Source organism: Yinghuangia sp. ASG 101, from assembly GCF_021165735.1.
GTDB lineage: Bacteria > Actinomycetota > Actinomycetes > Streptomycetales > Streptomycetaceae > Yinghuangia.
This window is the reverse complement of sequence record NZ_CP088911.1, coordinates 6,579,762-6,606,390: the sequence shown is the minus strand read 5'-3', so window position 1 is coordinate 6,606,390 and position 26,629 is coordinate 6,579,762. Positions and strand designations below refer to the sequence as shown.

Below are 26,629 nucleotides of genomic sequence, written 5' to 3'. Positions count from 1 at the left end.
CATGGGTGCCACCCGAGGACGACCCGTCGGCCTCCGGCTCGGACGGACAATCGCCGGACCGGCCCGCCGACCCCCAGGGCGGCTCCGCGGGCAGCGGCGAGTCCGCCTGGATTCCCGGACAGGAACGCGCCGGCGAGCCGCCGGCCGCCGTCCTGCCCGGACAACGCACCGCGCACCATCGCCGCAGCCCCTTCCCCGGCCCGCGCGCGGACGAACCCGGCGCGGATCGGCCGGCCGGGGCCGAGCCGCCCGGTGCCGGGGCGCCCGACACCGCAGCGCCCGGTGCCGTCGCGGCCCCCCTCCGGCCGGACGGCGACGCCCCCGAACACGCGTCCGCGGCACCGGCCGACGACGGCCCGTCCGACGCCTATCTCGCCGACCGGGTGCGCGAGGGCGACGACGCCGCCTACGAAGTGCTCTACCAGCGCCACGTCGACGCGGTGCGCCGCCTCGCCCGCCTCTGCACCCGGACCCGCGAGAACGCCGACGACCTCGTCGCCGAGACCTTCACCCGCACGCTGCGCGCGCTGCGCTCCGGGCACGGGCCGCGCGAGGCCTGCCGCCCCTACCTGCTCACCACGACCCGGCACGTGGCGGGCGACTGGACGCGCAACGAGCGGCGGGTCCTGCTCACCGACGACGTCGCGTCCTACGAGCCGCGGCCGGGCGGCGAGCCGGACGACCCCGCGGTCGCCGCGGACGACCGGCGGATGGCCGCCCAGGCGTTCAAGGAACTCCCGGAGCGCTGGCAGGCCGTGCTCTGGTACACCGAGGTCGAACGCGAGCCCCGCGAGCGCGTCGCGCCGCGCCTGGGGGTCAGCCCCAACGCGCTGTCGAAGCTCAAGGAACGCGCGCGCGACGGCCTCCGGGACGCCTATCTGAAGGTCTACGTCGAGAACGGGCTCGCGGAGGAGTGCCGACCGTACGCCGAGCACTACGGCGCCTACGTCCGGCAGCGACTCGGCGTCCGGGCCGAGGAGAACGTCCGGACGCACCTCGACGGCTGCGACCGGTGCCGGGCCGCGTGCCTCGAACTGGCGGGCGTGAGCACGCACATGCGCGTGGTCGCCGAAGGCCTGCTCGGTGCCGTGGCACTGACCTACATCGGTGCGGCGAGCGCGACGACCGCGGTCGGCGTGCTCGCCGGCGGCGCCACGGGCGCCGCCGGGTCGGGTGCGGGCTCGTCGGGCTCGGGCTCGTCGGGAGGGGGAGGAGCACAGGGAGCGGCCGGAAAGAGCCGTACCGCGGTCAGGGCGTCGGCGGTCGCCGGCGTCCTGGTCGTGGCCCTCGCGGCCCTCGCGTGGGCTTTCATGGCCCAGCAGCCCCAGAAGGACGGGGAACCCGCGCCGCCGCCCGCCGCGGCCCCCGCCCCGGCTCCGCCGCCTCCCCCGGCTCCCGAACCGCCCCCGCCGCCTCCGCCCGCCGCTCCTCCGCCGCCCCCGGCGCCGACCCCGCCTCCGCCTCCGCCTCCGAAGCCCGCCCCTCCGACGCCGACGCCGCCGAAGCCGACGCCCACGCCGCCCAAGCCGTCCCCATCACCGCCCGCCACCACGAAGCCCAGGACGCCGCCGCCCACCACGCGGGCGCCGCGGCCCCCCAAGCCCTCCACCCGGCCGACGATCATCGTCGAGCCGACGCGCGTCGTCGTCGACAACGGCCAGGCGCGCGTGGAGTGCACGGGCAAGCAAGCCGGCAACTCGGGAAGGCCGCGCTGCGACCAGGTCAAGATCACCGTGCCGAACAGCGCCGCGGGCCCGAACGGACGAGGCGTCCCGCTCCCCGCCTGCGACGCCCCGGGACACCTCAAGAACTCCAGAGTGACCATCTGCCGCGGTTGAGCCGCACCCGACGGGTCCCGCCACCGCACACACCGACCCGGCGGGCGCCGCCCGCCCGTTCGGGGCTCTCGGGCGCGGTGTGGGCCGGTGTGGTGGCGGCCCCGCGGGAAGCGCCGCGACAGCGTGGGCCGGCCGGCTCGGCAGGCGAAGCGCCGACCCCTCGGGACGACGCCGCGACAGGACGGGGTCGGCCGACGGGCCGCGTGCGCGGGTGTCCGGATGATCGAAAAAGCCGCCGGAGCCGAGCGGCTCGCGGGCCGTTCCCCGGCCCGTCTTCGACGGCGAGCGTCGCGGAACCGCTCACGCGGTCGCAGCCGGTCACCGCACGCGAGCAGATCCCCGGCGAGTGCCACGACCGGGCCGCCCACGCCGCGGGGCGCCCCGGCCGGTGACCGCCCGGTGCCCGGCCCCGGCGTGCCTCGCGCCGTCCCGAGCGCGCTCCCCGCCGCGCCGTGCGGCGGTCCCGTCAGGTCAGGGACGAGTACGCGACCACACCGCGCCGGACCGCGTCCACGGCCTTGCGGGCCGTCGCGCGGACCTGTCCCCCGTCGGGGGCGGCGTCCGCGATCTGCCCGAGCACGTCGACAAGTTGCTTCATCCACCGGACGAAGTCGCCCGCGGGCATGTCCGATTCGCCGAGTACCGCGTCCAACCGCTGCCCCGACGCCCAGGTGTAGGCCGTCCACGCGAAGCCGAGGTCCGGCTCGCGCAGGAAGTCGAGGTGGTGGCGCTCCTCCAAGGCCTCCAGGTGCCCCCACAGCCGCACCATGTCGGCCAGCGCCGATTTCGCGGCGCCCCCGGGCAGTTTCGGCGCGAGGGCGTCGTCGGCCATCCGCGCCTCGAACACCAGCGCCGAGGCGCAGGCCGCAAGCTCCGCGGGCGTCAGATGCTCCCACAGCCCTTCGCGCAGGCATTCGGCGGTCAGCAGGTCGAGTTCCGCGTAAATACGGGCGAGCCTGCGTCCGTCGTCGGTCACGGTGTCGCCGGAAAGATAGCCGAGATCGGTCAACATCGCACAGACGCGGTCGAAGGTGCGGGCGATGGTGTGCGTACGCCCCTTCATGCGCCGTTCCAACTGGTCCGTGTCGCGCCGCAGCCGGTAGTAGCGCTCGGCCCACCGCGCGTGGTCCTCGCGGTCGTCGCACCCGTGGCAGGGGTGCTGCCGGATCTGCGCGCGCAGCCGCGCGATCTCGGGGTCGTCGGCGGCCTGCGACCGGCCCCGCCGGGGCCGGGACGGCTCGATGTGGCCGGCCTTCGCCCGCAGCGCGGACGCCAGGTCGCGGCGCGACTGCGGGCTGCGGGCGTTGAAGGAGCGCGGGATCCGCATCCGCTCGACCGGCGTGACCGGGGTGGGGAAGTCGATCGACGCGAGGCGCCGGGCCTGCCGGTCCGCGGTCAGCACGAACGGGCGCGGCCCGTCGAGGCCTTCGTCCTGGCCCGGATCGAGAACGACGGCGAGCCCCGCGTACTTCCCGGTGGGGACGACGATCACGTCGCCCGGCCGCAGCTTCTCCAGCGACGCCGCAGCCGCCGCCCGCCGCTGCGCGACGCCTTCGCGGGCGAGCTTCGTCTCGCGGTCCTTCAGCGCCCGGCGCAGCGCGCCGTACTCCTCGAAGTCCCCGAGGTGGCAGGTCATCGCCTCGTGGTAGCCCTCCAAGCCCTCCTCGTTGCGCCGCACCTGCCGGGCGATGCCCACCACCGAGCGGTCGGCCTGGAACTGCGCGAAGGACGTCTCCAGCAGTTCGCGGGAGCGGTGGCGTCCGACCTGGCCGACGAGGTTGACGGCCATGTTGTACGACGGCTTGAACGACGACCGCAGCGGATAGGTCCGCGTCCCGGCCAGCCCGGCCAGGTGCTTGGGGTCGAAGCCCTGGTGCCAGAGCACCACCGCGTGGCCCTCGACGTCGATCCCGCGGCGCCCCGCGCGGCCCGTGAGCTGCGTGTACTCGCCCGCCGTCAGGTCGGCGTGGGTCTCGCCGTTCCATTTGACGAGCTTCTCCAGCACGACCGAGCGCGCCGGCATGTTGATGCCGAGGGCGAGCGTCTCGGTCGCGAACACCGCCTTGACCAGGCCGCGCACGAACAGTTCCTCGACGACTTCCTTGAACGTCGGCAGCATGCCCGCGTGATGGGCCGCGATGCCGCGCTGCAACCCCTCCAGCCACTCGAAGTAGCCCAGCACGCGCAGGTCTTCGTCCGGGATGTGCCCGGTGCGGGTCTCGACGAGCGATCTGACCTGGGCGCGCTCGGCGTTGGTGTTGAGCCGCAGCCCCGCGTGCAGGCACTGCTGCACCGCCGCGGCGCATCCAGCGCGGCTGAAGATGAACGTGATCGCGGGCAGCAGGCCCTGCGCGTCCAGCTTCTCGATGACGTCGACGCGGCTCGGGGTCCACACCCGGCGGGCGCGCGTGTTCTCGTCGCGGCCCCGGGACTTGCGGTAGCGGTCGTACGGCCGTCCGCTGCGCTCGTTGGTCTCCCGGGCCAGCCGGACCAGGTCGGGGTTGACCTCGTGGTGGTTCTCGTCGGTGAACAGGTCGTAGACGCGGTTGCCGGCCATGACGTGCTGCCACAGCGGCACCGGGCGGTGCTCGGAGACGACGACCTCGGTGTCGCCGCGGACGGTCCCGAGCCAGTCGCCGAACTCCTCGGCGTTGGAGACGGTCGCCGACAGCGACACCAGCGTGACCGACGGCGGGAGGTGGATGATCACTTCCTCCCACACCGCGCCGCGGAAGCGGTCCGACAGGTAGTGGACCTCGTCCATCACGACGTAGCCGAGGCCGTCGAGGGTGCGCGACGACGCGTAGAGCATGTTGCGCAGCACCTCGGTCGTCATCACGACGATCGGGGCGTCCCCGTTGACGGAGTTGTCGCCGGTCAGCAGGCCGACCTTCGCGGCGCCGTGGCGTTTGACGAGGTCGGTGTACTTCTGGTTCGACAACGCCTTGATCGGCGTCGTGTAGAAGCACTTGCGGCCCTGTTCGAGGGCGAGGTGGACGGCGAATTCACCGACGACGGTCTTGCCCGAGCCGGTCGGGGCCGCGACGAGCACGCCGCGGCCGGCCTCCAGGGCCCGGCACGCCTCCTCCTGGAACGGATCGAGGCCGAACTCGTAGTGGTCCCGGAAGGTGTACAAGCTGGTGCTCGCCTCGATCCGGCGGGCGCGAGCGGCGGCGTACCGCTCGGCGGGCGACTGGTCGGCGGGGTCGGGCCCCTGGTCCGGTGTCGTCATGCGGACCACCCGCTCTCCGGTCGCGCGCTGTTCTGGGCTCGGGGATCGCGGCGTCCGCCGCGGCAAGGATCAAGGTGCATCTCACCGAGCAGGTTACCGGGCGGCGTCGCCGGATGTGATCACGTTTCTCCAGGCGGGCGGCCCGCGGAACCCCGTGCCGAGCGCGCGTCTCCTCAGGTGATGTCGTCGGCGTGGATCGCGGACTCGTTGCCGTCGCGCGGGGCCGGCGTGGCGGCCGGGGACTCGACGGGCGACGTCGTCAGGTCGAGCTGCGAGGCCTCGTCGTCGTCCACGTCACCGCCGAGGGTCACGTCGCGGTGGCGTCCGCGGCGCTTGTCGTTGAGCCAGGCGACGGCGACCGCCAGCAGGTACAGGACCGTGATGGGGATCGAGAGCAGGCACATCGTCAGGGGGTCGGTGGTCGGGGTGGCCACCGCGCCGAAGACGAAGATGCCCATGACCACCCAGCGCCACCAGCTCACCATCTGACGTGCGCTGACGATGCCCGCGACGTTCATCAGGATGAGGATCAGCGGCAGCTCGCACGCGAGGCCGAACACGATGACCATGCGCAGGACGAAGTCGAGGTACTCGTCCAGCTGGATCTGGTTGTTGGCGTCGTTGATCGTGAAGCCGAGCAGCGCGTCGAGCGCGTGCGGGAGGATCGTGTACGAGAACCAGGCCCCGGCGGCGAACAGCGGCGTGCCCAGCGCGACGAACGAAATCGCGTACCGCTTCTCGTGCTTGTGCAGGCCGGGCGCGAGAAAGCCCCACAGCTGGTAGAGCCACACCGGCGCCGACAGCACCAGGCCGGTGGTGAGCGACACCTTCAGCATGATCGAGAACGGGTTGAGCACGCCCTGCTGGACGAGCACACCCTGCCCGCATTCGCGGTTGTTCCCGACGCCGCTGACGTTGTTCAGGTCGCAGACCGGGTCGACGAGGAACTTCGCGACGTCCTTGTAGTAGAACGCCGCCACCACGGTGACCAGCAGGATCGCCAGCAGCGATTTGACCAGCCTGTTGCGCAGTTCGCGCAGGTGGTCCATGAGGGGCATGCGCCCCTCGTCGTTCTTGGGCGGGCGGGCCGGCTTGCGCCAGAGCCCTTTGCGTTCGCTCACCTTGGCGGGCCGACTCCGGGGGCTGGTCGTCCAGGACAATGAGGTCAGCGGCGGTTCGCGTCGGGCTCGCCGACGGGACGCGCCTGCGACACCTCACCGGGCGCGGCCTGGATCGTGCGCGGCGTCTCGGTCGTCTCGGACGTGCCGGCATCCGACTTCGCCGCGTTGGCGGTGGCGTCGTCGGTCTTCATCGCCTTGGCCTCGCTCTTGAGGATCCGCATCGAACGGCCGAGCGCGCGGGCGGTGTCCGGCAGTTTCTTGGCACCGAACAGGAGCACAACGATGACCAGGATCAGGATGATCTCGGTGGGTCCTAGCCTGCCGAACATAGTCGCTACCTCATAACCGGGGGGTTGATGCGTCCGATCGTACGCCGATCCGTGTTAAGCGGGTGCAACGCAATCGTGGCGAAAACCGGGCGCTTTGAGAACCCATTCGTCGCCCAACGTTCAACCGGAACACGGTGCAACCGCCCGAACAAACCGGTCAGAAGCGCCCCGACCGGGCATCTTCGAGGTCTTCCGCGGCGCGCCCGATGCGGTCGGCCGCGTCGCCGACCGCCCGTCCGAGGTGACGTACATCACCGGCCAGCCGGAAAGCCAGGCGCCCCAGGACGGCGAGGCCGCCCGCGACGAGGAGCAGGGCGAGGGCGAGCAGAACCCACAGAAGCATGGCCCGACCCTACTGGTGCGGCGACCGCCGCACGTCACCCCGCCACCTTCATCGACGCGACACCTCCGTCCGACAGGAGTTCGACGATCTTCTCCCCGGCCGGACGGCGCACCGAATCATCGCAATTCGGGCACCGAAATACGTAGAACGACTTGCTCGGGCGCACCACGAGCCGCAGTTGCTCGGCGCTCAACTCGACCCGCCCGCACACCGGGCAGCGTGCCGTGAACATCGCCATGGGCCGCTCCTCACTCCTCCCGAACGCCCACCGGGGGCGTGCCTCATCGGATTGTCGACCCTGCCGGGGGCTGGGGGTGGCGCGGGCAGCCGCGCGACCGTGTCAAGCGGTCGCGTAGGCCGCGAGCGCGGCGGCGGCGGTCCGGCGGATGTCGTCGGCGAGCTGCGCGGGCGCGACGACACGGCCGTGTTCACCGAGCCGCAGCGCGAGTCTGCGCACCACCGACGGATCCGGCGTACGCAACGTCAAACGCAGGCCGCCGTCCGGCAGTTCCTCAAGCGCGTCATACGGGTAGTACTCGCACACCCACCGCCCGCCCGGGCCGAGTTCGAGGACGACCTCGACGTCCTCGGCGGTGGGCTGCACCAGGCCCTCGGACGGGTCGAACGGCGCGACCGTCGGCGCCTCCGAGCGCTCGTCCAGCAGCTCCGCGGACACGACGCGGTCCAGGCGGAACAGGCGCCGGTCCTCCGCGGTCCGGCACCACGCCAGCAGATAGGGGCGGCCCTCCACCAGCAGCAGCCGCACCGGGTCGACGACCCGCTCGGTCACCTCGTCGCGGCGGGGCACGTAGTAGCTCAGCCGCAGCGCGCGCTGCTCGGCGATCGCGCGGTCCATCGTCGCGAACGACGAGTCCTCGGCCTCGAATTCGACGCGGACGTGGGCGGCGGCCTGCGCGGCCTCCCCCGCGGCGTCCTCCAGCTTGGCGGTGACCCGGCCCAGCGCCTCGCGGTCGCGGTCGCGCAGCCCCGACAGGCCCGCGAGCGCGCGCAGCGCGACGAGGAGCGTGAGCGCCTCGTGCGGCGCGAGCCGCACCGGGCGGACGGGGGCGTCGGCGTTGTCGAGCCACACCCGGCCGTCGGCGTCCACGTGGGGTTCGAGGAGGTCGTCGGCCATGAAACTGGTGCCGCACATGTGCAGCGTGCCCAGGTCAGTCTCGATCGCGTCGATGTCGTGGCCGAACGCGCGCGCCACGTCGTCCAGGCGCGCGCCGGGGCGCTCCCGCAGGTACGCGACCAGCGAGAGCAGGCGGCGCGTGTCGTCCAGGGCGTTGCTCATGCGCGCACCTCGCTCGTGTCGCTCTCCGTCCGGCCGCCGTCGCCGTCCACCGGCAGCCCGGCCGCGGCACGCAACTGCCGTACCACCGCGTCGCGCAGCTCGGGCGGGTCCAGTACCACCACGTCGCCGCCGAACTCCGCGAGCCAGCTGTGCAGCCCGTGTCCGTACGGCAACTCCAGCTCGTCCCAGGCCTCGTCGACCTGCTTCACCGCGGACGCCCGCGCGCGCAACGGGAATCCGGCGCCCGACCGCAGCCGGATCCGCGCGGTGCCCTCACCGCCCTCGCCGGCGAAGCGGGCGACCTGCGCGCGGATGTCCACGCTCGCGGGCACCGGTGCGCGCAACTGCTCACGCAGCACGCGCGGTTTGGGTTTGTCGAGCACGCGCTCCAGCCGGAACACGCGCTGCTCGCCGCGGTCGCGGGCCCACCCCACGAGGTACCAGCGGCCCCGCCAGCAGCTCATGCCCCACGGCTCGACGACGCGCTGGCGTGCCTCGGACGCGCCCGACCCCCGGTAGGTGAACTGCACGGGACGCCGCGTGCGCAGCGCCTCCAGCAGCGGGCCGAACGCCGGCTCCCGGGCGGCGACGCGGGGTTCGACCGAGGTGAGCGGCGCGGTGTCGATCTCGACACCCGCCGCCTTGAGCTTGTACAGCGCGCCCGTCGCGGCCCCGGACAGCGACGACTGCTGCCACGCGCCGGCCGCGAGCGCCAGGGCCGCGGCCTCCTCGGGGTCGAGGTCGATCGGCGGGAGCGCGTTGTGCTCGGGACGGATGCGGTAGCCGTCGGCGGACTCGACCAGCGGGTCGTTCGCACCGGTCTCGATGGTGAAGCCGAGCTCGCGCACGTCGTCTTTGTCCCGCTCGAACATGCGGTCGAACGCCTCGTCGGAGGTGCACACGCGGTACGACTCGATCGAGGACCGCAGCTCCTCCTTCGTGACATACCGGCGCGCGGCGAGCAGGCACATGACCAGGCTCACCAACCGCTCCTGCTTGGGGATCGCCATCCGTTCCGCCCCTTGGCTCACTGACCCGTGTCGCGCGGTCGGGCACGCCTCCCGGGCCCAGCCGGGGAAAGCCGCCGCGCGTTCCGCCCCGACCGTACCGCGTCCGCGCGCTCCGCGTCCGCCCGGCGACAAGCCCGGCGACAAGCCCGGTGACATGCCCGGACGCGGGCGGACGCCGCCCGGACGCCGCGGTCGCCCGACCCCGCGACGCGGGCGCCGCCCCGGAGATCCCGTCTCGAACGCGCGTACGACCTCGGGAGGCCGCGGCGGCCTCCCCGGACCCAGGGCTCGCCTCGGGGCGCGTTCGTCCACTAACCTCACCGACCGTGATCACGTGGCGGCGCGGCACGGTCCTCCACATCCGGCGCGAGTGGCGCGGAGCCATGGAGTTGACGGTCCGTCAGGAAGATGCGGCGGAGCCCGTCCGCGCGCTCGCGTACCCCGAGTTGGTCGGGCGCCCGGACGTCGGCGACACCGTCCTGCTCAACACCACGGCCCAGTCCCTCGGGCTCGGCACAGGCGGCTACGCCTTCGTCGTCGCCCTGCCGGACCGGCTGCCCGCGGACGCCCCCGCCGGCCCCGGCCACCTGGTCAAGGGCCGCTACACACCGCTCCAGACCGTCGTCCTCGGCGCCGACGAGCAGGACTCACCGCACCACGACGTCCTGCGCGACGCCGACGACCTGGACGCGATGCCCGTCGTCGTCGCCGACCTGCACTCGGCCCTGCCCGCGGTCTGCGCGGGCGTACGCGCCGCCCGCCCCGGCGCCCGGATCGCCTACGTCATGACCGACGGCGGCGCCCTGCCCGCCTGGTTCTCGATGACCGTCGCCGCGCTGCGCGACGCCGACTGGCTGGTCGGCACGGTCACCACCGGCCAGGCGATGGGCGGCGACCTGGAGGCGGTGACCGTCCACACCGGGCTGCTCGCCGCCCGGCACATCCTGCGCGCGGACATCGCCGTGGTCACCCAGGGGCCCGGCAACCTCGGCACCGACACCCGCTGGGGATTCTCCGGCGTCGCCGCGGGCGAGGCCGTCAACGCCGTCGCGGCCCTCGGCGGCCGACCCGTGGCGGCCCTGCGGATCTCCGACGCCGACCCGCGCGAACGCCACCAAGGCGTCTCGCACCACAGCCTGACCGCCTACGGCCGCGTGGCGCTGGCCCCCGCCGACGTGGTCCTGCCGGCCGTCGGCGAACCCCTCGCGTCCCGGCTCGCCGCCGACGCCGCACCGCTCCGCGCCCGGCACAACGTCGTCACCGTGCCGACCGACGGCCTCGACGCCGCGCTGCGCGCCGCGCCCGTGAGGCTGTCCACGATGGGCCGCGGCCTCGACCAGGACCACGCGCACTTCCTGTCCTCGGCCGCCGCGGGCCGCCACGCGGCCTCGCTGCTCCCACCCGACACGCAGCGCTGACCCGCACACCCGCCGCCCCACGACCCCGCGCTCACCGGCATCCCGCGGCCCGGGGAGGCGGCAGCCCCCTGCGCGACGCACCGCTCCACGACGCGGTGGGGCGGCGCCCCCGCAAGGACGCCGCCCCATGCACGAACCCCGGACCCGGGTCAGCTCACGCCGCGCAGGTCCACCACGAAGATGAGCGTCTCGCCCGGCTTGATCTTCGGCGACGGGCTCCGGTCGCCGTACGCCAGGTGCGGCGGGATCACCAGCTTGCGCCGACCACCCACCTTCATCCCCTGGATGCCCTCGTCCCAGCCCGTGATGACCTGCCCCTTGCCGAGCCCGAACTCCAGCGGCGCGCCGCGGTTCCAGCTCGCGTCGAACTCCTCGCCGGTGGAGAAGGCGACACCGACGTAGTCCGCCAGCACGGTGTGGCCGGCGCGGGCCACCTCGCCGTCGCCCTCCCAGATGTCCGTGATCTCCAGCTCCGCCGGCGGCTGACCGCCCGGGTAGTCGATCTCGGGCTTCTCGTTGCTGCTCATCGCGGAACCGCTCCTTGATACGTGACCAGTGTCGACCGACACTCTTTCAGCTCACACGCCGATGCGCCCGGCACGCCCCGCCGCCCGGCCCGGTATTCCCGCACCGGGCGGCCCGCCCCCGCCGGGCGAACGGTCAGGACGTCGAGGCCGGACCCGTTCCGACGATGTCGACCACGACCACGAACGTCGAGTTCGCGGGGATGTTCTGCGTCGGATTGCCCTCGGCCCCGAAGCCGCGGTCCGGCGGCATCACGACCATGACGCGGCTGCCGACCTTCTTCCCCGTCAGCGCCTCGGTCAGCGACGCCATCACCGGTGCCCCGTCCGCCTGGCCGAGCGGCAGCGCCGTCGGCCCGCTCCCGGCCCACGTGGAGCCGAGCATCGTCGGCGAACCCCACAGCCACTGGAGGAGCTGGACCTCGACCTGGTCCGTCCCGCCGACCGCCGCGCCGTTGCCCTCGATGAGCGGCTGGACGGTGAGCGCCGTCGGCGCGGCCTTGCCCTCCGGGAACGTCATGCTGACGACCTTGTTGCCCTCGGTGAACACCGTCGGCAGGTCGGCGTTGGGCGGCACCGCCGTCCCGGTCGCGTACGCCGGACGCGTCCCGACGATGTCGACGGCGAAGACCAGCGTCTCGTTCGACTTGATGTCCGGGTCCTTGCCCGCGGCGCCGTACCCCAGGTCGCCCGGGATCGTCAGCAGCAGCCGGCTGCCGACCTTCTTGCCGGCCAGGCCCTGCGTCCAGCCCTTGATGACGCTCTGCAGGTAGAACTCGGCGGGCTCACCGCGGTCGAACGAGCTGTCGAACACCTTCTTGGTGCTCCAGGACACGCCCTCGTAGTTGGCGTTGACCAGATCCTCCGCGCCGACCACGGCACCGGTGCCCTCGGTCAGCACCTCGACCCCGAGACCGGCCGGCGGTGCCCCGTCCGGGATCTTCAGATCCGGCGCCTGCCCGAAGGCCGGGTTGGCCGTCGCGGCGCCCGTCATGCTCACCCCCGCGAGCCGGGCGGGTGCGGTCGACGACGCCGACGGGGACGGATCACTCCCCCCGCCCTTGTCGTCGTCACCACACGCCGCAGCGCCGAGGGCGAGGGCGGGAACCAACAGGAGCGCAGCAAGACGGCGCACGGGAATCCTCTGACACGAGCCGACAAGACCCGGACACTCTACGGGCAAGCGGAGTCGGAATCGTGTGAAGGCCGAAAGGCCTCTGGCGACGGCCGCACGGGCGGGGACCGCGCTGCGGTCCCCGCCCGACGAACGCCTACATGCTCGCGATGAGCTTCTCGACGCGGTCGTCGACCGCCCGGAACGGGTCCTTGCACAAGACGGTCCGCTGAGCCTGGTCGTTGAGCTTCAGGTGCACCCAGTCGACCGTGAAGTCGCGGCGCTGCTCCTGGGCCTTCTTGATGAACTCGCCGCGCAGCCGGGCCCGGGTGGTCTGCGGGGGCACCGACTTCGCCTCGAAGATCCGCACGTCCTGGCCCACCCGCTCGACCTGGCCGCGCCGCTCCATGAGGTAGTACAGCCCGCGCCGGCGGTGGATGTCGTGGTACGCGAGATCGATCTGCGCCACCCTCGGCGACGCCATCGGCAGGTTGTGCTTCTCCCGGTACCGCTCGATCAACTGGTATTTGATCACCCAGTCGATCTCCCGGCCGACCAGGTCGAGATTCCCGGTCTGCACCGCGGTGAGCGTGCGCTCCCACAGGTCCAGCACCTGCTGCACGGTCCCGGTGCGGATGCCCCGGCGGTCGGCGAAGTCCATCGCCTTCGTCAGGTACTCCAACTGGATCTCCAGCGCGGAGGCCTCCCGGCCGTTGGCCAGACGCACCTTGCGCTGACCGGTCATGTCGTGGCTGACCTCGCGGATCGCCCGGATCGGGTTCTCCAGGGTCAGATCGCGCATGACCATGCCGGCCTCGATCATCCGCAGCACCAGATCGGTCGCCCCGACCTTGAGCATCGTCGTCGGCTCGGCCATGTTCGAGTCACCGACGATCACGTGCAGCCGCCGGTAGCGCTCCGCATCGGCGTGCGGCTCGTCACGCGTGTTGATTATCGGCCGCGACCGCGTCGTCGCGGAGCTGACGCCCTCCCAGATGTGCTCGGCGCGCTGGCTCACACAGAACACCGCGCCGCGCGGCGTCTGCAGCACCTTGCCCGCGCCGCACAGCATCTGACGCGTCACCAGGAACGGGATGAGGATGTCCGCCAGCCGCGAGAACTCCCCGTGCCGGGCCACCAGGTAATTCTCGTGGCAGCCGTACGAGTTCCCCGCGGAGTCGGTGTTGTTCTTGAACAAGTAGACGTCGCCGGCGATGCCCTCCTCGTGCAGACGCCGCTCGGCGTCCACGAGCAGGCCCTCGAGGATGCGCTCGCCCGCTTTGTCGTGCACGACCAGTTCGGGAACGGAGTCGCACTCCGGCGTTGCGTATTCGGGGTGGCTGCCCACGTCCAGATACAGCCTGGCCCCATTGCGTAGGAAGACGTTGCTGCTTCGGCCCCACGAGACGACTCTGCGAAACAAATACCGCGCCACCTCGTCCGGGGACAGCCTGCGCTGCCCGCGGAACGTGCAGGTGACGCCGTACTCGTTCTCAAGCCCGAAGATTCGGCGGTCCATGAACCAACATTACGCCGCTGACGTGCCGTTCCGGGACAACTCGCGGGTGCTCGTTCCCGTGGAGTGGATCATCCCGGGCCCGAGCGCCCGGCGTCCGGCGAGCAACAGCAGCGTCCCGAGCGCCGCTCCCGCCGCCGCCACCGCGAACGCCCAACGCACACCGCCCGCTTCCCCCGCCAGCCCCGCCACCGCGGTACCGGCCGCGGCCCCCGTCCCGAACGCCGCCACGACCCACGCGAACGCCTCGGTGACCGTACCCGCCGGAGCCAGTTCGTCGACCAGCGAGAACGTGCACGCGATGACCGGCGCGAGGAAGACCCCCGACACCACCGACAGCACCACCATGACCGCCGGGCCGGGGGCCCAGGCCAACGGCAGGTAACACACCGTCAGGCAGACCATGAGCCACGGAAGGCGGGCCCGCGCCGGGCGCACCCACGGGCGCACGCCGTGCACGATGCCGCCCGCGAACGCCCCCGCCGACATCGCCGCCATGATCACCCCGGCCCACATGTCCGACCCGCGTGCGTCCGCGTACGCCACCGACGCGACGCTCAGCACCCCCAGCGCCGTCCCCGTCAGCGTCAGGGACGCCAGCAGCACCCGCAGCCCCGACGAGCGCAACGGCCCCGCCCAGTGCGGGACATGCTCCACCGGACGCCACGTGCGCGACGGCCGGCTCGACGCCACCACGAGCGTCCCTGCGACACCCAGCAACCCCGTCGCCACCACCGCGGCCTCCGCCGAGACCACCGCGGCGACGGCCACCACCAGCAGCGGGCCCGCGGTGAACAGGATCTCCTGCGCCGCCGCGTCCAGCGCGTACGCCGCGTGCACCTGGTCCGGCCGCAGCACCGACGGCCACAGCGCGCGCAGGCCCGACTCCAGCGGCGGCGTCGCGAAGCCCGCGACCAGCACCGCGGCCACCGCCACCCCGACGGGGTCGACCCCCACGACCGCGAACAGCGCGTACCCCAGCGCCGAGACCAGCGCGCCGCCGACCAGCACTCCCGTTTGACCGCGGCGGTCCATCACGCGGCCCAGCACCGGCTGCCCGAACGCGGTCGCGAGACCCGACAACGCCGACAGTGCCCCGGCGAGCGTATAACCGGCGCCGTCGGCCCGCGCGAGCAACAGGATCGCCAGCGCCGCCATACCGTTGGGCAGACGCCCGAGAAGCGTGCCGCCGAGCAGCCGGGCGGCGTACCGGGCCCGGAAGAGGTCCGCGTAAATGCGCATGGGCCGGCAGCCGCCCCTTCTCCCTCATCGCGTGTCGGTACGCCGATACGTCATACGTATGACTAGTCAGTCAGTCTGACCCCTCCCCACGCCGGAGGCAACCCCGACGACCCCCACCACCACCGCCGACCGCCCGCCTACAGTGGCCCCAGGCACCGCACCACCCCCACCCGGACCCCACGAAGGGAACGCCCGCACCGTGCCCCCCACCGGCCCGCCGGCGAACCCCGCCGCCCGGCACCCCACCGGCCGCCCCACCGCCAGAGACGTCGCCAAACTCGCCGGCGTCTCCCAGTCGACGGTGTCCCTGGTCCACGCCGGCAAATGGCCCGGCCGCGTCTCCGAACGCACGGTCCGCGCCGTCAACGAGGCCAGCGCCGCACTCGGCTACCGCCCCAACCAGGCCGCGCGCCAACTGCGCCTCGGCGCCACACGCACGGTCCTGCTCGTCGTCCCGGCACTCAGCAACCCGTTCTTCGGCGCCCTCCACACCGGCGCCGCCGAAGCCGCCGCCCGCCGCGACTTCTCCGTCGTCGTCTTCCCCTCACCCGTCGAGGCCGGCACCGAACGCGCCCCCTTCGCGAGCCCCTTCGCCGCCGCGCACACCGCCCTCGACGGCGTCCTCGCGTCCTCCATGGCCTACGAATCCCTCGCCGAACTCCTCACCACCACCGGCCCGGGCCCCGGCCTCCCGCTCGTCATGCTCGACAGCGAACCCGGTACCGGGCCGCCCACCGTCAACGCCGACGTCGCGGCCGGCATGCACGCCCTCACCACCCACCTGCTCGACCTCGGCCACCGGAACTTCGGCCGCCTCGTCCCCACCATCGACACCTGGACCTTCGCCGCCCGCGAAAACGCCCACCGCGCCGCACTCGACGGCGTCTCCGGCACCCGCGGCACCACCGCCCGCACCCGGTTCACCGTCCACGACGCGGCCGTCGCCGCGCTCGCCCTGCTCGACGCCGCCGACCCGCCCACCGCACTCGTCTGCGACGACGACGTCCTCGCCGCCGGCGCCTACAAAGCCGCCCGCACCCGCGGCCTGCGCATTCCCGAGGACATCTCCGTCACCGGCTTCGACGACCTCCTCATCGCGACCGTCGTCGAACCCGAACTCACCACCGTGCGCCTGCCCGCCCACCGCATCGGCGCCACCGGCATGAGCGCCCTCCTCGACCTCCTCGACGGACACCGTCCCGACGACGCCTCCCTCGCCGGTGAATTGGTCGTCCGCGCCTCCACCGCACCACCCCCGCCCGCCGCCTGACGGCACGTCACCGACCACCCCGGGCGAACACCCCCGCGCCACACGGCACTTCCACCCCGCCGCGCCGACCCCGGAAAACACGGACGGGCGCGCCCCCGTCAGGGGCGCGCCCGTGGCGTCCGCTACCGAACTCCCGCTACGACTCCGGGGATTCCGCCGAACCCTTGCCCGCGGCCGAGCCATCGCCCGGCTCCGACGCCGAATCCTCCGACGCCGCGGCCGACTCACCCAGCAGCCGCCCGAGTTGCGCACCCACGATGCGCTTGAACTTGCGCTTCTGCGACCGCGTCCGGTCCAACACCGCGACCTCCAGCTGCGCCGCCGTGATCCCGCGCTTCTCGCCGCCCTCCGGCCCGAGCACACCCACGGCCACCCGCAGCGCCTCGTCCAGCGGCAGCCCGTCACGGTGCGTGCGCTTGAGCTGCTCGGTGATCTGATCGGCGTTGCCGCCCATCGCCACGTAGTGGTGCTCGTCGGCGATCGAACCGTCGTACGTCAGACGGTAGATCTGGTCGTCGGCCGGAGTGCTCCCGACCTCGGCGACGATCAGCTCCACCTCGTACGGCTTCTCCCCACCGCTGGAGAAGATCGTGCCGAGCGTCTGCGCGTACACGTTCGCCAGGCCGCGCGCGGTCACGTCATGCCGCGCGTACGAGTAGCCGCGGATGTCGGCGTAGCGCACCCCGCCGATCCGGAGGTTCTCGAACTCGTTGTACTTGCCGACCGCCGCGAACGCGATGCGGTCGTAGATCTCACTCATCTTGTGCAGGGCCCGCGACGGGTTCTCCGCCACGAACAAAATGCCGTCCGCATACGTCAACACCACCACGCTGCGACCCCGGGCGATGCCCTTGCGGGCATAGTCGGCCCGGTCCGCCATGGCTTGCTGCGGCGACACATAGAAAGGCGTCGTCACCGTGGAGTCCTTTGCTGGAAGAGGATCAAGAAATCGCCGACCATCAGTTCAAAGGAGCGTTCGGGCCGTTCGGGCGGATGCGCCGGCCGTCGACGATCGACTCGACCACCGCACGGACCTGCTCGTCGCTCCAGCGGCTCAGACCCTCGTCCGTCACCACCGTCACGATCGGATAGATCTTCCGCGACAGGTCCGGCCCACCGGTCGCCGAGTCGTCATCGGCCGCGTCGTACAGCGCCTGGACGCAGACCGTCACCGCCTCGTCGGCCGACAGATCGTCGCGGTACAGCTTCTTCAACGCCCCGCGCGCGAACAGCGAACCCGAACCCACCGACGTGAACCCGTGCTCGTCGCTGCGACCGCCGGTGATGTCGTAGCTGTAGATGCGCCCGGTGCCCTCGTCCAGGTCGTAGCCCGCGTAGAGCGGCACGACCGCGAGCCCCTGCATGGCCATGCCGAGGTTGCCGCGAATCATCTGCGACAGCCGATTGGCCTTGCCCTCGAGGGACATCGTGGTGCCCTCGATCTTCTCGTAATGCTCCAGTTCGACCTGGAACAGCCGAACCATCTCGACGGCGATCCCGGCCGTCCCGGCGATGCCCACACAGCTGTACTCGTCGGCCGGGAACACCTTCTCCATGTCCCGCTGCGCGATGAGGTTGCCCATGGTGGCCCGGCGGTCACCGGCCATCACGACACCGCCCGGGAACGTCGCCGCGACGATGGTCGTCCCGTGCGGCGCCTCCACCGTGACGGGCGTGGCCGGCACGCCGCGGCGCGAAGGCAGCAGCTCGGGCTGATACGCGTCCAGGAACTCGGTGAACGAGGACGACCCGGGGGTCAGGAAGGCAGCCGGTAGACGCCCGGTGCCACGCGTGTTGGCTTCCACACGATCCCTTCCAAGTAGGCGGCGGCCCGACGCAGGGCGTCGGGACGGTCCTTGAAGTGCCCAAGTGCGGCATTGCAGTTGAAGCAGAGTACGGCTCGGACCCTACCGGTTTCGTGATCGTGATCCACGTGTTCGGCCTTGGCCACGGTGCAGATCGCGCACCGCCCGACCTGCTCCGCGACCATTTCCAGGTGGCGCTCCCGCGTGATGCCGTACTGCCGCTTCACGTGCCCGTTCCGCCCGTCCCCAGCCCGGCAGGCCTTGCGTCGCGCCGCGTACCGTCATGGCTGCGCCGGTGCACGTGCCATTCCGAAGGCGGCTTGACGAGGCGGCACCCCGGGCACCGTTTGTGCCCGGGGGGGCACCACCACTTTCGGCCGTACCGTGAATCCCTGCGACTCGCGCTTTTTTTGTAGGCAGCCGCCTGGCATTCGCGACAATGACCGCGAAGACGATCTCTCATCGATTTATTCGCAGCGAATAAATCTGTCGCCGGAATTCTCCGGCACCGAGAGCATTTCTTCTCGTGGTGCAAACCGGACATTTACCTCATTCCCCACCCTTTTGTACAAATCCGCGCACGAAATCCTCGGCATTCTCCTCAAGGACCTCATCAATTTCATCGAGTACGGAATCGACGTCGTCCGTCAATTTCTCTTGGCGTTCCTGCAGGTCAGACGCTTCATTTGCCTCGGTCGAATTCTCTTCGACTTCTTCCGAGCGCTTATTGGCCCGAGCCTGTCCGCCGGTGTCCTTGGTAGCCATGTGAATCACCCCACCTTTTCATTCGGTGAGCGGGACGGTCCCGTCCTCGCCCGAGGACCTGATCGAACGACCCCGCAGGGCCGGGTCATCAGACAGTACAAGCGTAAGGCGACGGTTGTTCCCGCTCACGGGAATTCTGGTCGTCGCGGGTTGCCTGGGGGTCCGGGGCCGGGGAACGCCCCAGCGCCTCCGTACGGGACGGCCGGCTGCCGTGAGATGCCGGGAGAACCGCCCGCGTCCTCGAAGACACGTTCGGTCTTCCCGGCGCCTCCACCCGCTTCTTCCCCCGGACGGCTCACGTTCACCCATCCGCGAGTGCGTTCCCCTGCGCGCGAACGCGTGTTTTCACCCCGTCGGATGATCACCGGGCTCCGGGCCGCCCCGACATGCCGGGCCGCCGGGCCGCGGCTAGCCTCCGGTGAGGGCGGCGACCAGCTCCTCGGCCGTACGACAGCGGTCCAACAGGTCTTTGACGTGCGCCTTCGTCCCTCGCAGGGGTTCGAGCGTGGGCACCCGCTGCAGCGAGTCGTGGCCGGGTACGTCGAAGATCACCGAGTCCCAGGAGGCCGCGGCGACTTCATCCGCATACTGCTCCAGGCAACGGCCGCGGAAGTACGCCCTGGTGTCCTCCGGGGGCAGGTGCGCGGCGCGCTGGACCTCCGCCTCGGTCGCGATACGCGCGAACCGGTTCTCCAGGCGGTTGTAGAGCCCCTTGTCGGGCCGTACGTCGGCGTACTGCAGGTCCACGAGGTGCAGGCGGGGAGCGTCCCAATCGAGGTTGTCGCGGCGCCGGTAGCCTTCGAGGATCTGGAGTTTCGCGACCCAGTCCAGCTCGCGGGAGAGCGACATCGGGTCGGTCTCCAGCCGCGTCAGGACCGATTCCCAGCGTGTGAGGACATCGGCCGTAACGTCGTCGACATCGGTGCCGAACCGGTCCTCGACGTATTTCCGGGCCAGCTCCAGGAACTCCATCTGCAATTGGATCGCGGTGAGCTTGCGTCCGCTGCGCAGCGTGATCAATTGCTTGAGACCGGGGTCGTGGGAGACCTGGTGCAGTGTGCGGACCGGCTGGTCGACGGTCAGGTCGTGGGTGATGAACCGGTCCTCGATCATCGACAGCACCAGCGCGGTCGAGCCGAGCTTGAGGTACGTCGAGACCTCGGAGAGGTTGGCGTCGCCGATGATGACGTGCAGGCGGCGGTATTTCTCGGCGTCCGCGTGCGGTTCGTCGCGGGTGTTGATGATGGGGCGCTTGAGCGTCGTCTCCAGCCCGACCTCGACCTCGAAGTAGTCGGCCCGCTGGCTGATCTGGAAGCCGTGCGCGGCCCCGTCCTGGCCGATGCCGACGCGCCCCGCGCCGCAGACGACCTGGCGCGAGACGAAGAACGGCGTGAGGTGCCGGACGATGTCGGCGAAGGGCGTGCCGCGCTGCATGAGGTAGTTCTCGTGGCAGCCGTAGCTCGCGCCCTTGTTGTCGGTGTTGTTCTTGTAGAGCAGGATGCTCTGCCCGCCGGGGACCTCGCCGGCGCGGCGGGCGGCCTCGGCCATGATGCGTTCCCCGGCCTTGTCCCAGATCACGGCGTCGCGCGGGTTGGTCGTCTCGGGGGCGGAGTATTCGGGGTGCGCGTGGTCGACGTAGAGCCGGGCACCGTTGGTGAGGATGACGTTGGCCAGGCCGACGTCCTCATCGGTGAGCTGGCTGGCGTCGGCGAGTTCACGGGCGAGGTCGAAGCCCCGGGCGTCGCGCAGCGGATTCTCTTCCTCGAAGTCCCAGCGGGCCCGGCGCGCGCGCTGCATCGCCGCGGCGTAGGCGTTGACCACCTGAGACGACGTCAGCATCGCGTTGGCGCCGGGATTCCCCGGCACGGAAATCCCGTATTCGGTCTCGATGCCCATCACGCGCTGGACGGTCATGCGACCCCCTTGACGTTCAAACCCTGGCCACTTATCGCAATCACTCTAGGACGCTCTGTTACTATTCCCCTCGCCCACCGGACCGGCGGGGCCTGCCTGCGGAGCTGGTGCACGTCGTCAACAGGTCTCTCCCGGGGATGCAATCGGCGTGGGGACAGGCGGGCGGCGTTCCGCCGGGACCCGCCTGTGGTCCGAGTGGTCAGACCACGTGTCGAGCCTATTGCCACCCGCTCCGGAGCGGGATGGGTCCGGCACGACTCGTGCGGGCGGAGGGCCGCCCTGCGTACACATGCCGCCGCGACCCACAGCGTGCTGTGGGCCGCGGCGGCTGGTGTCACAGGTACTGTCCGGTGTTGGCGACAGTGTCGATCGAGCGTCCGGTGTCGGCGCCCTGCTTGCCGGTGACGAGCGTGCGGATGTAGACGATCCGCTCGCCCTTCTTGCCGGAGATCCGTGCCCAGTCGTCGGGGTTGGTGGTGTTGGGGAGGTCTTCGTTCTCCTTGAACTCGTCGACGCAGGCGGCGAGGAGGTGGGAGACGCGGATGCCCTTTCGGCCGGCTTCGAGGAACTCCTTGATGGCCATCTTCTTGGCGCGTCCGACGATGTTCTCGATCATGGCGCCGGAGTTGAAGTCCTTGAAGTACAGCGTTTCCTTGTCGCCGTTCGCGTAGGTGACCTCGAGGAAGCGGTTCTCTTCGCTCTCGGAGTACATGCGTTCGACGGCGCGCTGGATCATGTTGGCGACAGTGGTGGCCTTGTCGTCGCCGTGCTCCTTGAGGTCGTCCTCGTGGAGCGGCAGGTTGGCGGTGAGGTACTTGGCGAAGATGTCCTTCGCGGCCTCGGCGTCCGGGCGCTCGATCTTGATCTTCACGTCGAGTCGTCCGGGCCGCAGGATGGCCGGGTCGATCATGTCCTCGCGGTTGGAGGCGCCGATGACGATGACGTTCTCCAGGCCCTCCACTCCGTCGATCTCGGAGAGCAGCTGCGGGACGATGGTGTTCTCCACGTCCGAGCTGACGCCCGAGCCACGGGTGCGGAAGAGCGAGTCCATCTCGTCGAAGAAGACGATGACGGGCGTGCCCTCGCTGGCCTTCTCGCGGGCCCGCTGGAAGACCAGGCGGATGTGCCGCTCGGTCTCGCCGACGTACTTGTTGAGGAGTTCGGGGCCCTTGATGTTGAGGAAGTAGCTCTTGCCCTGCTCGCCGCTGACTCCCTTGGATTCGGCGACCTTCTTCGCGAGCGAGTTGGCGACCGCCTTGGCGATGAGCGTCTTGCCGCATCCGGGCGGGCCGTAGAGCAGGATGCCTTTCGGCGGTCGGAGTTCGTGCTCCTTGAAGAGGTCCGGGTGGAGGTACGGCAATTCGACAGCGTCGCGGATCAGCTCGATCTGGTTGCGCAGACCGCCGATCTTCGTGTAGTCGATGTCCGGCACTTCTTCGAGGACCAGTTCCTCGACTTCGCTCTTGGGGACGCGTTCGTACACGTACCCGGAGCGCGGTTCGAGGAGCAGGGAGTCCCCGGCCCGGAGCAGGCCGCCGAGCAACGGTTCGGCGAGGCGCACGACGCGTTCCTCGTCGGTGTGCCCGATGACCAGCGCGCGTTCGCCGTCGTCGAGGAGTTCCTTGAGCATCACGACGTCGCCGATCCGCTCGAACTCCATCGCGTCGACCACGTTGAGGGCCTCGTTGAGCATGACCTCCTGGCCACGCCGGAGGTCTTCGAGGTCGAGGTTGGGGCTGACGTTCACCCGGAGCTTGCGGCCTCCGGTGAAGATGTCGGCCGTGCCGTCATCGATTGCGTTCAGGAATACGCCGAATCCGGAAGGTGGCTGCGCGAGCCTGTCCACCTCCTCCTTGAGGGCCACGATCTGATCGCGGGCCTCGCGGAGCGTCGCCACCAGCCGCTCGTTCTGTGTGGTCAGACCGGCGAGGCTGGTCTGGAGCTCGACAATGCGCTCCTCCAGCATCCTCGTCTGACGCGGCGAGTCGGCGAGCTTGCGACGCAGGACGGCGACTTCCTGCTCAAGAAAGGACACCTGGCTCATGAGGTCGTCCGTACCCCGAGCCGGCCTCCCGCCACGGTTCATGTCGTCGTCGTGGGCTGCCACGGTCCTCACCTCCTCCTGGGAGCTGCGACGTCTCCGACCCTACCTGTGGCAGGAGGGGTTGAAACCCCTTGATCAAAAGACGCTGCGGGCGTGTCCGACCTTCACCCTTGCGTTTGCCCCCACTGTTGTGTGGTGCAGATACCCACCGGACAACATCAAGAAGCCGCCGGGGGTAGGGTCTCTTGGTCGGTTCTGTGCGTGAAACGGTGAAGTGCGAGGCCTGATGTCCACGGAAAATGAGCCTCTTGAGGTGTGGATCGACCAGGATCTTTGCACTGGTGACGGAATTTGTGTGCAGTTCGCCCGTGATGTGTTCGAGCTCGACATCGACGGGTTGGCGTACGTCAAGGGCGAGGACGACGAGCTGCGGGTGGAGGCGGGGGCGACCGTCCCGGTGCCGCCGTCGCTGCTGGTCGAAGTGATCGACGCCACACGCAAATGCCCTGGTGAGTGCATCCATGTGCGGCGTGTTTCGGACGGCTCCGAGGTCTACGGGCCGGACGCGGACTGAGGGTTCGAGCCGCCCTGGGGGCCTGCGGCTTTCGGGACGAAGACCGTGCAATCCCGACATATAGGGTGAAATCCCCTAAGGGGTCGGGGTTTTGCGTGCGGGGTTCGCCGCTACGGGACGAAGACGCGTGCTTCCTCGACGTCGGGGCAGCAGCGCGGGATGTCGTCGGTGCTCCAGCCCAGCAGCGTCGCGTGGACGGCGCCGTCGCGGACCTCGACGGACTTGACGAGGTGGTTGTCCCCGACGCCGATGAGCGTCGAGGCGAGCGTCGGGACGCCGCCGGCGGGGACGTCGTAGGTGTAGAGCGCGTCGGGCGCGGTGCCGGAGCCCGCTCCGCAGCGGACGACCACGACGTAGGCCCGGTTGTCCGCGGCCAGCGGGCGGGCGTCGCGGACTTCGTACGGCATTCCGTGGCATTCCATGGGGAAGCGGACGCCGGACCAGTCGACGACGGCGGGGGCGCGGTCGCTGCCGCGGTCGGTCTGCGCGCCGTCGCGCGCTCCGTCCGCGGCGCCGGGCGCTTCCGGTCCGGGGCCGGGCGCCCCGGGGGGCGTCCCGGCGGAACCGGCTCCGATGGGGTCCGCCTCGGCCGGCGGCACGGTGCGGGCGGCCGGTGCGATGACCGGCTCCTCGCGGTGGCCGTCCGCGGGGGCGGTGATGCCCGGGCGTCCGCCGTCGAAGCGCGCGGCAGCCCATATCGAGACGCCGCTGATGCCGGTGAACGCCAGGATGATCACCGCGAGGACGAGCACGACGGAGTTGTTCACGTCGGATTTTCGGGCGCCCTGCGCCGGGGGGCCGACGCGTATGAGCGCTCCGGGCGAGGCCTCGGGAGCCGTCGACCCGGCGGCCGATACGCCGACGGATATCGGCGATGCCTCGGCGCTTTCGGGGAGTTCCGGAGAGTTGTGCGCGTCACCTGACACGGTGTGTTCGTCCGCCACGGTGCGCAACGTTAGTCGTATCGGAGGTGGCGTGAAAGGGCCTGGACGCGATCCGGGGGCGGCAACGGCCTGGTGGGCCTTCTGCCGCCCCCGCGCGGGGGTTTCGGGTCAGACCTCGGGGGCTTCGTAGTCCTCGCCGTAGGAGCCCTTCGAGGGGCGGCGCCGGCGCATCGGGGCCTCGACTCCGTCGGCCATGCGGCGTGCGGTCACGAGGAATCCTGTGTGCCCGATCATCCGGTGGTCGGGGCGCACCGCGAGGCCCTCGACGTGCCAGGTCCGGACCATGGACTCCCACGACTGCGGCTCGGTGAAGCACCGCATGGCGCGCATCGTCTCGACGGTGCGCGCGAGTTGCGTGGTGGTGGCGACGTAGCAGCATACGAGGCCGCCGGGGACGAGGGCCTTGTGCACGGCTTCGAGGCATTCCCACGGGGCGAGCATGTCGAGGATGACACGGTCGACGTCCGTCTCGACGAGGTTGTCCTGCAGGTCGCCGACGGTGAGCTTCCACGCGGGGTGCGGGGAGCCGAAGTAGCGCTCGACGTTCTTGCGGGCGATGTCGGCGAAGTCCTGGCGGCGTTCGTAGGACGACAGTTGCCCCTGGTCGCCGATCGCGCGCAGCAGGAAGGTGCTGAGCGCGCCGGAGCCGACTCCCGCCTCGACGACGCGGGCGCCGGCGAAGATGTCGGCCATCGCGAGAATCTGCCCCGCGTCCTTGGGGTAGATCACCGCGGCTCCGCGGGGCATGGACAGGACGAAGTCGGGGAGCAGAGGCCGCAGCGCCAGGTAGTCGAAGTTCCCCGAGGACCGCACGACGGTGCCCTCGGGGGCGCCGATGAGCTCGTCGTGGGGGAACGAACCCTTGTGGGTGTGGAAGGCCTTGCCCGCTTCGAGGGTGAAGGTGTGGTGGCGGCCCTTGGGGTCGGTCAGCTGCACTTGGTCCCCGACCTGGAAGGGCCCGCGACGGCGGGCGGCACCGGTCGGTTCGGACATGCGGACCAGCGTACCGGGCGTGGGACGGCGGTCGGGCCACGGGATCTTCGGCCCCGGTGACCCACCGCATAACATCGACAACGTGAGTGTTTCCGGCGGGCCGCAGGGTCAGGACGATCAGCGGGACGGGGCGGGGGGCTCGGGCGCGTCGGCGGCCGAGGCCGCGCCCGGCTCGGCCGCGCCCCCGGGCGGAGGCCTGTTGATGGGGCGGCCGTTCGGCGTTCCCGTGTACATCTCGTCGTCGTGGTTCGTCATCGCGCTGATCATCACGCTGCTTTTCGCACCGACCTTCGAGCGGTTGTTCCCGCAGTTGGACGGGTGGCGGTACGCCGTGTCGTTCCTGTTCGCGGTGTTGCTCTACCTGTCCGTTCTGGTTCACGAACTGGCGCATGCCGTCACGGCGTTGCGGTTCGGGCTGCCGGTGCACCGGATCACGATCCAGTTCCTGGGCGGGGTCTCGGAGATCGACAAGCCGCAGACCGCGCGGCGGGAGTTCGCGGTGGCCGCGGCCGGGCCGGTGTTGTCGCTGGTGCTCGCGGGGGCGTTCTGGGGCGTGGGGCTGGCGTTGGACGTGGATTCGTTCGCCGGGCGCATGGTCGCGCTGATGGCGGTGTCGAACCTGCTGGTGGCCGCGTTCAACCTGCTGCCGGGGCTGCCGTTGGACGGCGGGCGGATGCTGCGCGCCGGCGTGTGGGGGATCACGCGGCGGCCGATGGCGGGGACGGTGGCGGCGTCGTGGGCGGGCCGCGTGCTGGCGGTCGCGGTGTTGTTCGGCGCGGTGTGGTGGTCGCGGAACGACGAGGCGTGGGTGCGGGTCTACACGGTCGTGTGCGGCGGGCTGATCGGCGGGTTCATGTGGACGGGGGCCATCCAGTCGTTGCGGGCCGAGCAGTTGCGGGAGCGGCTGCCGACGCTGCGGGCCCGGGCCCTGACACGGCGGGCGATTCCGGTCGCGGCGGATCTGCCGTTGGCGGAGGCGTTGCGGCGGGCGGGCGAGGCGGGCGCGCGGGCGCTGGTGGTGGTGGACGGGGACGGCCGTCCGATCGCCCTGGTCCGCGAGGCGCGGGTGGTGGAGACCCCGGAGCAGCGGCGCCCGTGGGTGTCGGTGGGGCCGTTGTCGCGGGATCTGCGGCCGGGGATGAGGGTCGCGGCGGATCTGGCCGGGGAGGACCTTCTGACGGCGTTGCGGGCGACTCCGGCGAGCGAGTACCTGGTCGTCGAGGCCGATGGGAGCGTGTACGGGGTGCTCGCGCGCGGTGACGTGGAGCGGGCGTTCCTGGACTTGATGCGGCGGTCTCCGGCGCGGGGCTGACGACGGGATCGCGCCGTCCGCGGT

Annotated in this window: 24 protein-coding genes; 5 read left to right on the top strand and 19 right to left on the bottom strand. The window is 71.3% G+C overall.

Going from position 1 to position 26,629, the window contains the following annotated elements; translation table 11 throughout:
• The first annotated feature begins 5 nt into the window (after nt 1-5).
• The gene (locus tag LO772_RS28365) at nt 6-1,838 is read left to right on the top strand and encodes a sigma-70 family RNA polymerase sigma factor (RefSeq protein ID WP_231774865.1); all 1,833 of its coding nucleotides are present in this window, start codon (nt 6-8) and stop codon (nt 1,836-1,838) included.
• A gap of 466 nt (nt 1,839-2,304) precedes the next feature.
• On the opposite strand, the gene LO772_RS28360 is transcribed toward LO772_RS28365, so the two are convergent.
• The 7 genes from LO772_RS28360 to LO772_RS28330 all read right to left on the bottom strand — a co-directional run bounded on the left by LO772_RS28360 (nt 2,305) and on the right by LO772_RS28330 (nt 9,170).
• Nucleotides 2,305-5,070: a DEAD/DEAH box helicase gene (locus tag LO772_RS28360; protein ID WP_231774864.1), complete on the bottom strand. Its 2,766-nt coding sequence runs from the start codon at nt 5,068-5,070 to the stop codon at nt 2,305-2,307.
• Nucleotides 5,071-5,243: 173 nt separating this feature from the next.
• Complete coding sequence (gene tatC, locus LO772_RS28355) at nt 5,244-6,191, bottom strand: twin-arginine translocase subunit TatC (protein WP_231774863.1); 948 nt, start codon at nt 6,189-6,191, stop codon at nt 5,244-5,246.
• A gap of 44 nt (nt 6,192-6,235) precedes the next feature.
• Nucleotides 6,236-6,520 carry a Sec-independent protein translocase subunit TatA gene (tatA, locus tag LO772_RS28350; RefSeq protein WP_231774862.1) on the bottom strand — a complete coding sequence of 95 codons (285 nt, stop codon included), beginning with the start codon at nt 6,518-6,520 and terminating at the stop codon, nt 6,236-6,238.
• A 157-nt stretch (nt 6,521-6,677) separates the two neighbouring features.
• A complete protein-coding gene (locus tag LO772_RS28345; protein ID WP_231774861.1) occupies nt 6,678-6,863 on the bottom strand; it encodes a hypothetical protein in 186 nt (61 codons plus the stop codon).
• A 34-nt stretch (nt 6,864-6,897) separates the two neighbouring features.
• Entirely contained in the window at nt 6,898-7,101 is a 204-nt protein-coding gene (locus tag LO772_RS28340) for a hypothetical protein (RefSeq protein ID WP_231774860.1), read from the bottom strand.
• A gap of 102 nt (nt 7,102-7,203) precedes the next feature.
• Complete coding sequence (locus LO772_RS28335) at nt 7,204-8,160, bottom strand: helix-turn-helix transcriptional regulator (protein ID WP_231774859.1); 957 nt, start codon at nt 8,158-8,160, stop codon at nt 7,204-7,206.
• Nucleotides 8,157-9,170 (bottom strand): helix-turn-helix transcriptional regulator, encoded by a 1,014-nt coding sequence (locus LO772_RS28330; RefSeq protein ID WP_231774858.1) that lies wholly within the window; start codon nt 9,168-9,170, stop codon nt 8,157-8,159. The genes LO772_RS28335 and LO772_RS28330 overlap by 4 nt, the downstream gene beginning before the upstream one ends.
• Nucleotides 9,171-9,496: 326 nt before the next feature.
• On the opposite strand from LO772_RS28330, the gene LO772_RS28325 reads away from it, so the two are divergent.
• Nucleotides 9,497-10,588: a DUF3866 family protein gene (locus tag LO772_RS28325; protein ID WP_231774857.1), complete on the top strand. Its 1,092-nt coding sequence runs from the start codon at nt 9,497-9,499 to the stop codon at nt 10,586-10,588.
• 149 nt (nt 10,589-10,737) lie between these two features.
• Here LO772_RS28325 and LO772_RS28320 read toward each other — a convergent pair whose 3' ends face one another.
• The 4 genes from LO772_RS28320 to LO772_RS35960 all read right to left on the bottom strand — a co-directional run bounded on the left by LO772_RS28320 (nt 10,738) and on the right by LO772_RS35960 (nt 14,984).
• Nucleotides 10,738-11,115, bottom strand: coding sequence for an FKBP-type peptidyl-prolyl cis-trans isomerase (locus tag LO772_RS28320; RefSeq protein WP_231774856.1), 378 nt, complete (start codon nt 11,113-11,115; stop codon nt 10,738-10,740).
• Between the two features lie 133 nt (nt 11,116-11,248).
• Nucleotides 11,249-12,247, bottom strand: coding sequence for an FKBP-type peptidyl-prolyl cis-trans isomerase (locus LO772_RS28315; RefSeq protein WP_231774855.1), 999 nt, complete (start codon nt 12,245-12,247; stop codon nt 11,249-11,251).
• A gap of 136 nt (nt 12,248-12,383) precedes the next feature.
• Nucleotides 12,384-13,745, bottom strand: coding sequence for a Pup--protein ligase (gene pafA / locus LO772_RS28310; protein ID WP_231774854.1), 1,362 nt, complete (start codon nt 13,743-13,745; stop codon nt 12,384-12,386).
• Nucleotides 13,746-13,754: 9 nt separating this feature from the next.
• Nucleotides 13,755-14,984: an MFS transporter gene (locus LO772_RS35960; RefSeq protein WP_269453108.1), complete on the bottom strand. Its 1,230-nt coding sequence runs from the start codon at nt 14,982-14,984 to the stop codon at nt 13,755-13,757.
• Nucleotides 14,985-15,183: 199 nt separating this feature from the next.
• On the opposite strand from LO772_RS35960, the gene LO772_RS28300 reads away from it, so the two are divergent.
• Complete coding sequence (locus LO772_RS28300; RefSeq protein ID WP_231774853.1) at nt 15,184-16,254, top strand: LacI family DNA-binding transcriptional regulator; 1,071 nt, start codon at nt 15,184-15,186, stop codon at nt 16,252-16,254.
• Between the two features lie 136 nt (nt 16,255-16,390).
• Here LO772_RS28300 and prcA read toward each other — a convergent pair whose 3' ends face one another.
• From prcA to arc, 6 genes are all read right to left on the bottom strand, one after another.
• Nucleotides 16,391-17,170, bottom strand: a complete 780-nt coding sequence (prcA, locus tag LO772_RS28295) for a proteasome subunit alpha (RefSeq protein WP_231774852.1) — start codon at nt 17,168-17,170, stop codon at nt 16,391-16,393.
• Nucleotides 17,171-17,213: 43 nt separating this feature from the next.
• Nucleotides 17,214-18,059: a proteasome subunit beta gene (prcB, locus tag LO772_RS28290; RefSeq protein WP_231774851.1), complete on the bottom strand. Its 846-nt coding sequence runs from the start codon at nt 18,057-18,059 to the stop codon at nt 17,214-17,216.
• A complete protein-coding gene (locus tag LO772_RS36110) occupies nt 18,011-18,286 on the bottom strand; it encodes an endonuclease VII domain-containing protein (protein WP_331717276.1) in 276 nt (91 codons plus the stop codon). Before LO772_RS36110 ends, prcB begins: the two co-directional genes overlap by 49 nt.
• A 322-nt stretch (nt 18,287-18,608) precedes the next feature.
• The gene (locus tag LO772_RS28280; protein WP_231774850.1) at nt 18,609-18,824 is read right to left on the bottom strand and encodes a ubiquitin-like protein Pup; all 216 of its coding nucleotides are present in this window, start codon (nt 18,822-18,824) and stop codon (nt 18,609-18,611) included.
• A 408-nt stretch (nt 18,825-19,232) separates the two neighbouring features.
• On the bottom strand, nt 19,233-20,738 hold the full coding sequence (gene dop, locus LO772_RS28275) for a depupylase/deamidase Dop (RefSeq protein WP_231774849.1): 1,506 nt from the start codon (nt 20,736-20,738) through the stop codon (nt 19,233-19,235).
• A gap of 334 nt (nt 20,739-21,072) precedes the next feature.
• Entirely contained in the window at nt 21,073-22,845 is a 1,773-nt protein-coding gene (gene arc, locus LO772_RS28270; RefSeq protein WP_231774848.1) for a proteasome ATPase, read from the bottom strand.
• Nucleotides 22,846-23,068: 223 nt separating this feature from the next.
• On the opposite strand from arc, the gene LO772_RS28265 reads away from it, so the two are divergent.
• Entirely contained in the window at nt 23,069-23,356 is a 288-nt protein-coding gene (locus tag LO772_RS28265; protein WP_231774847.1) for a ferredoxin, read from the top strand.
• Between the two features lie 110 nt (nt 23,357-23,466).
• Here the strand turns inward: LO772_RS28265 and LO772_RS28260 are convergent, their stop codons facing one another.
• Nucleotides 23,467-24,300 carry a hypothetical protein gene (locus tag LO772_RS28260; protein WP_231774846.1) on the bottom strand — a complete coding sequence of 278 codons (834 nt, stop codon included), beginning with the start codon at nt 24,298-24,300 and terminating at the stop codon, nt 23,467-23,469.
• Between the two features lie 108 nt (nt 24,301-24,408).
• Nucleotides 24,409-25,293 (bottom strand): tRNA (adenine-N1)-methyltransferase, encoded by an 885-nt coding sequence (locus tag LO772_RS28255; protein ID WP_231774845.1) that lies wholly within the window; start codon nt 25,291-25,293, stop codon nt 24,409-24,411.
• A gap of 82 nt (nt 25,294-25,375) precedes the next feature.
• Between LO772_RS28255 and LO772_RS28250 the strand changes: the two genes are divergently transcribed.
• Entirely contained in the window at nt 25,376-26,605 is a 1,230-nt protein-coding gene (locus LO772_RS28250; protein WP_231774844.1) for a site-2 protease family protein, read from the top strand.
• Nucleotides 26,606-26,629: the final 24 nt, after the last annotated feature.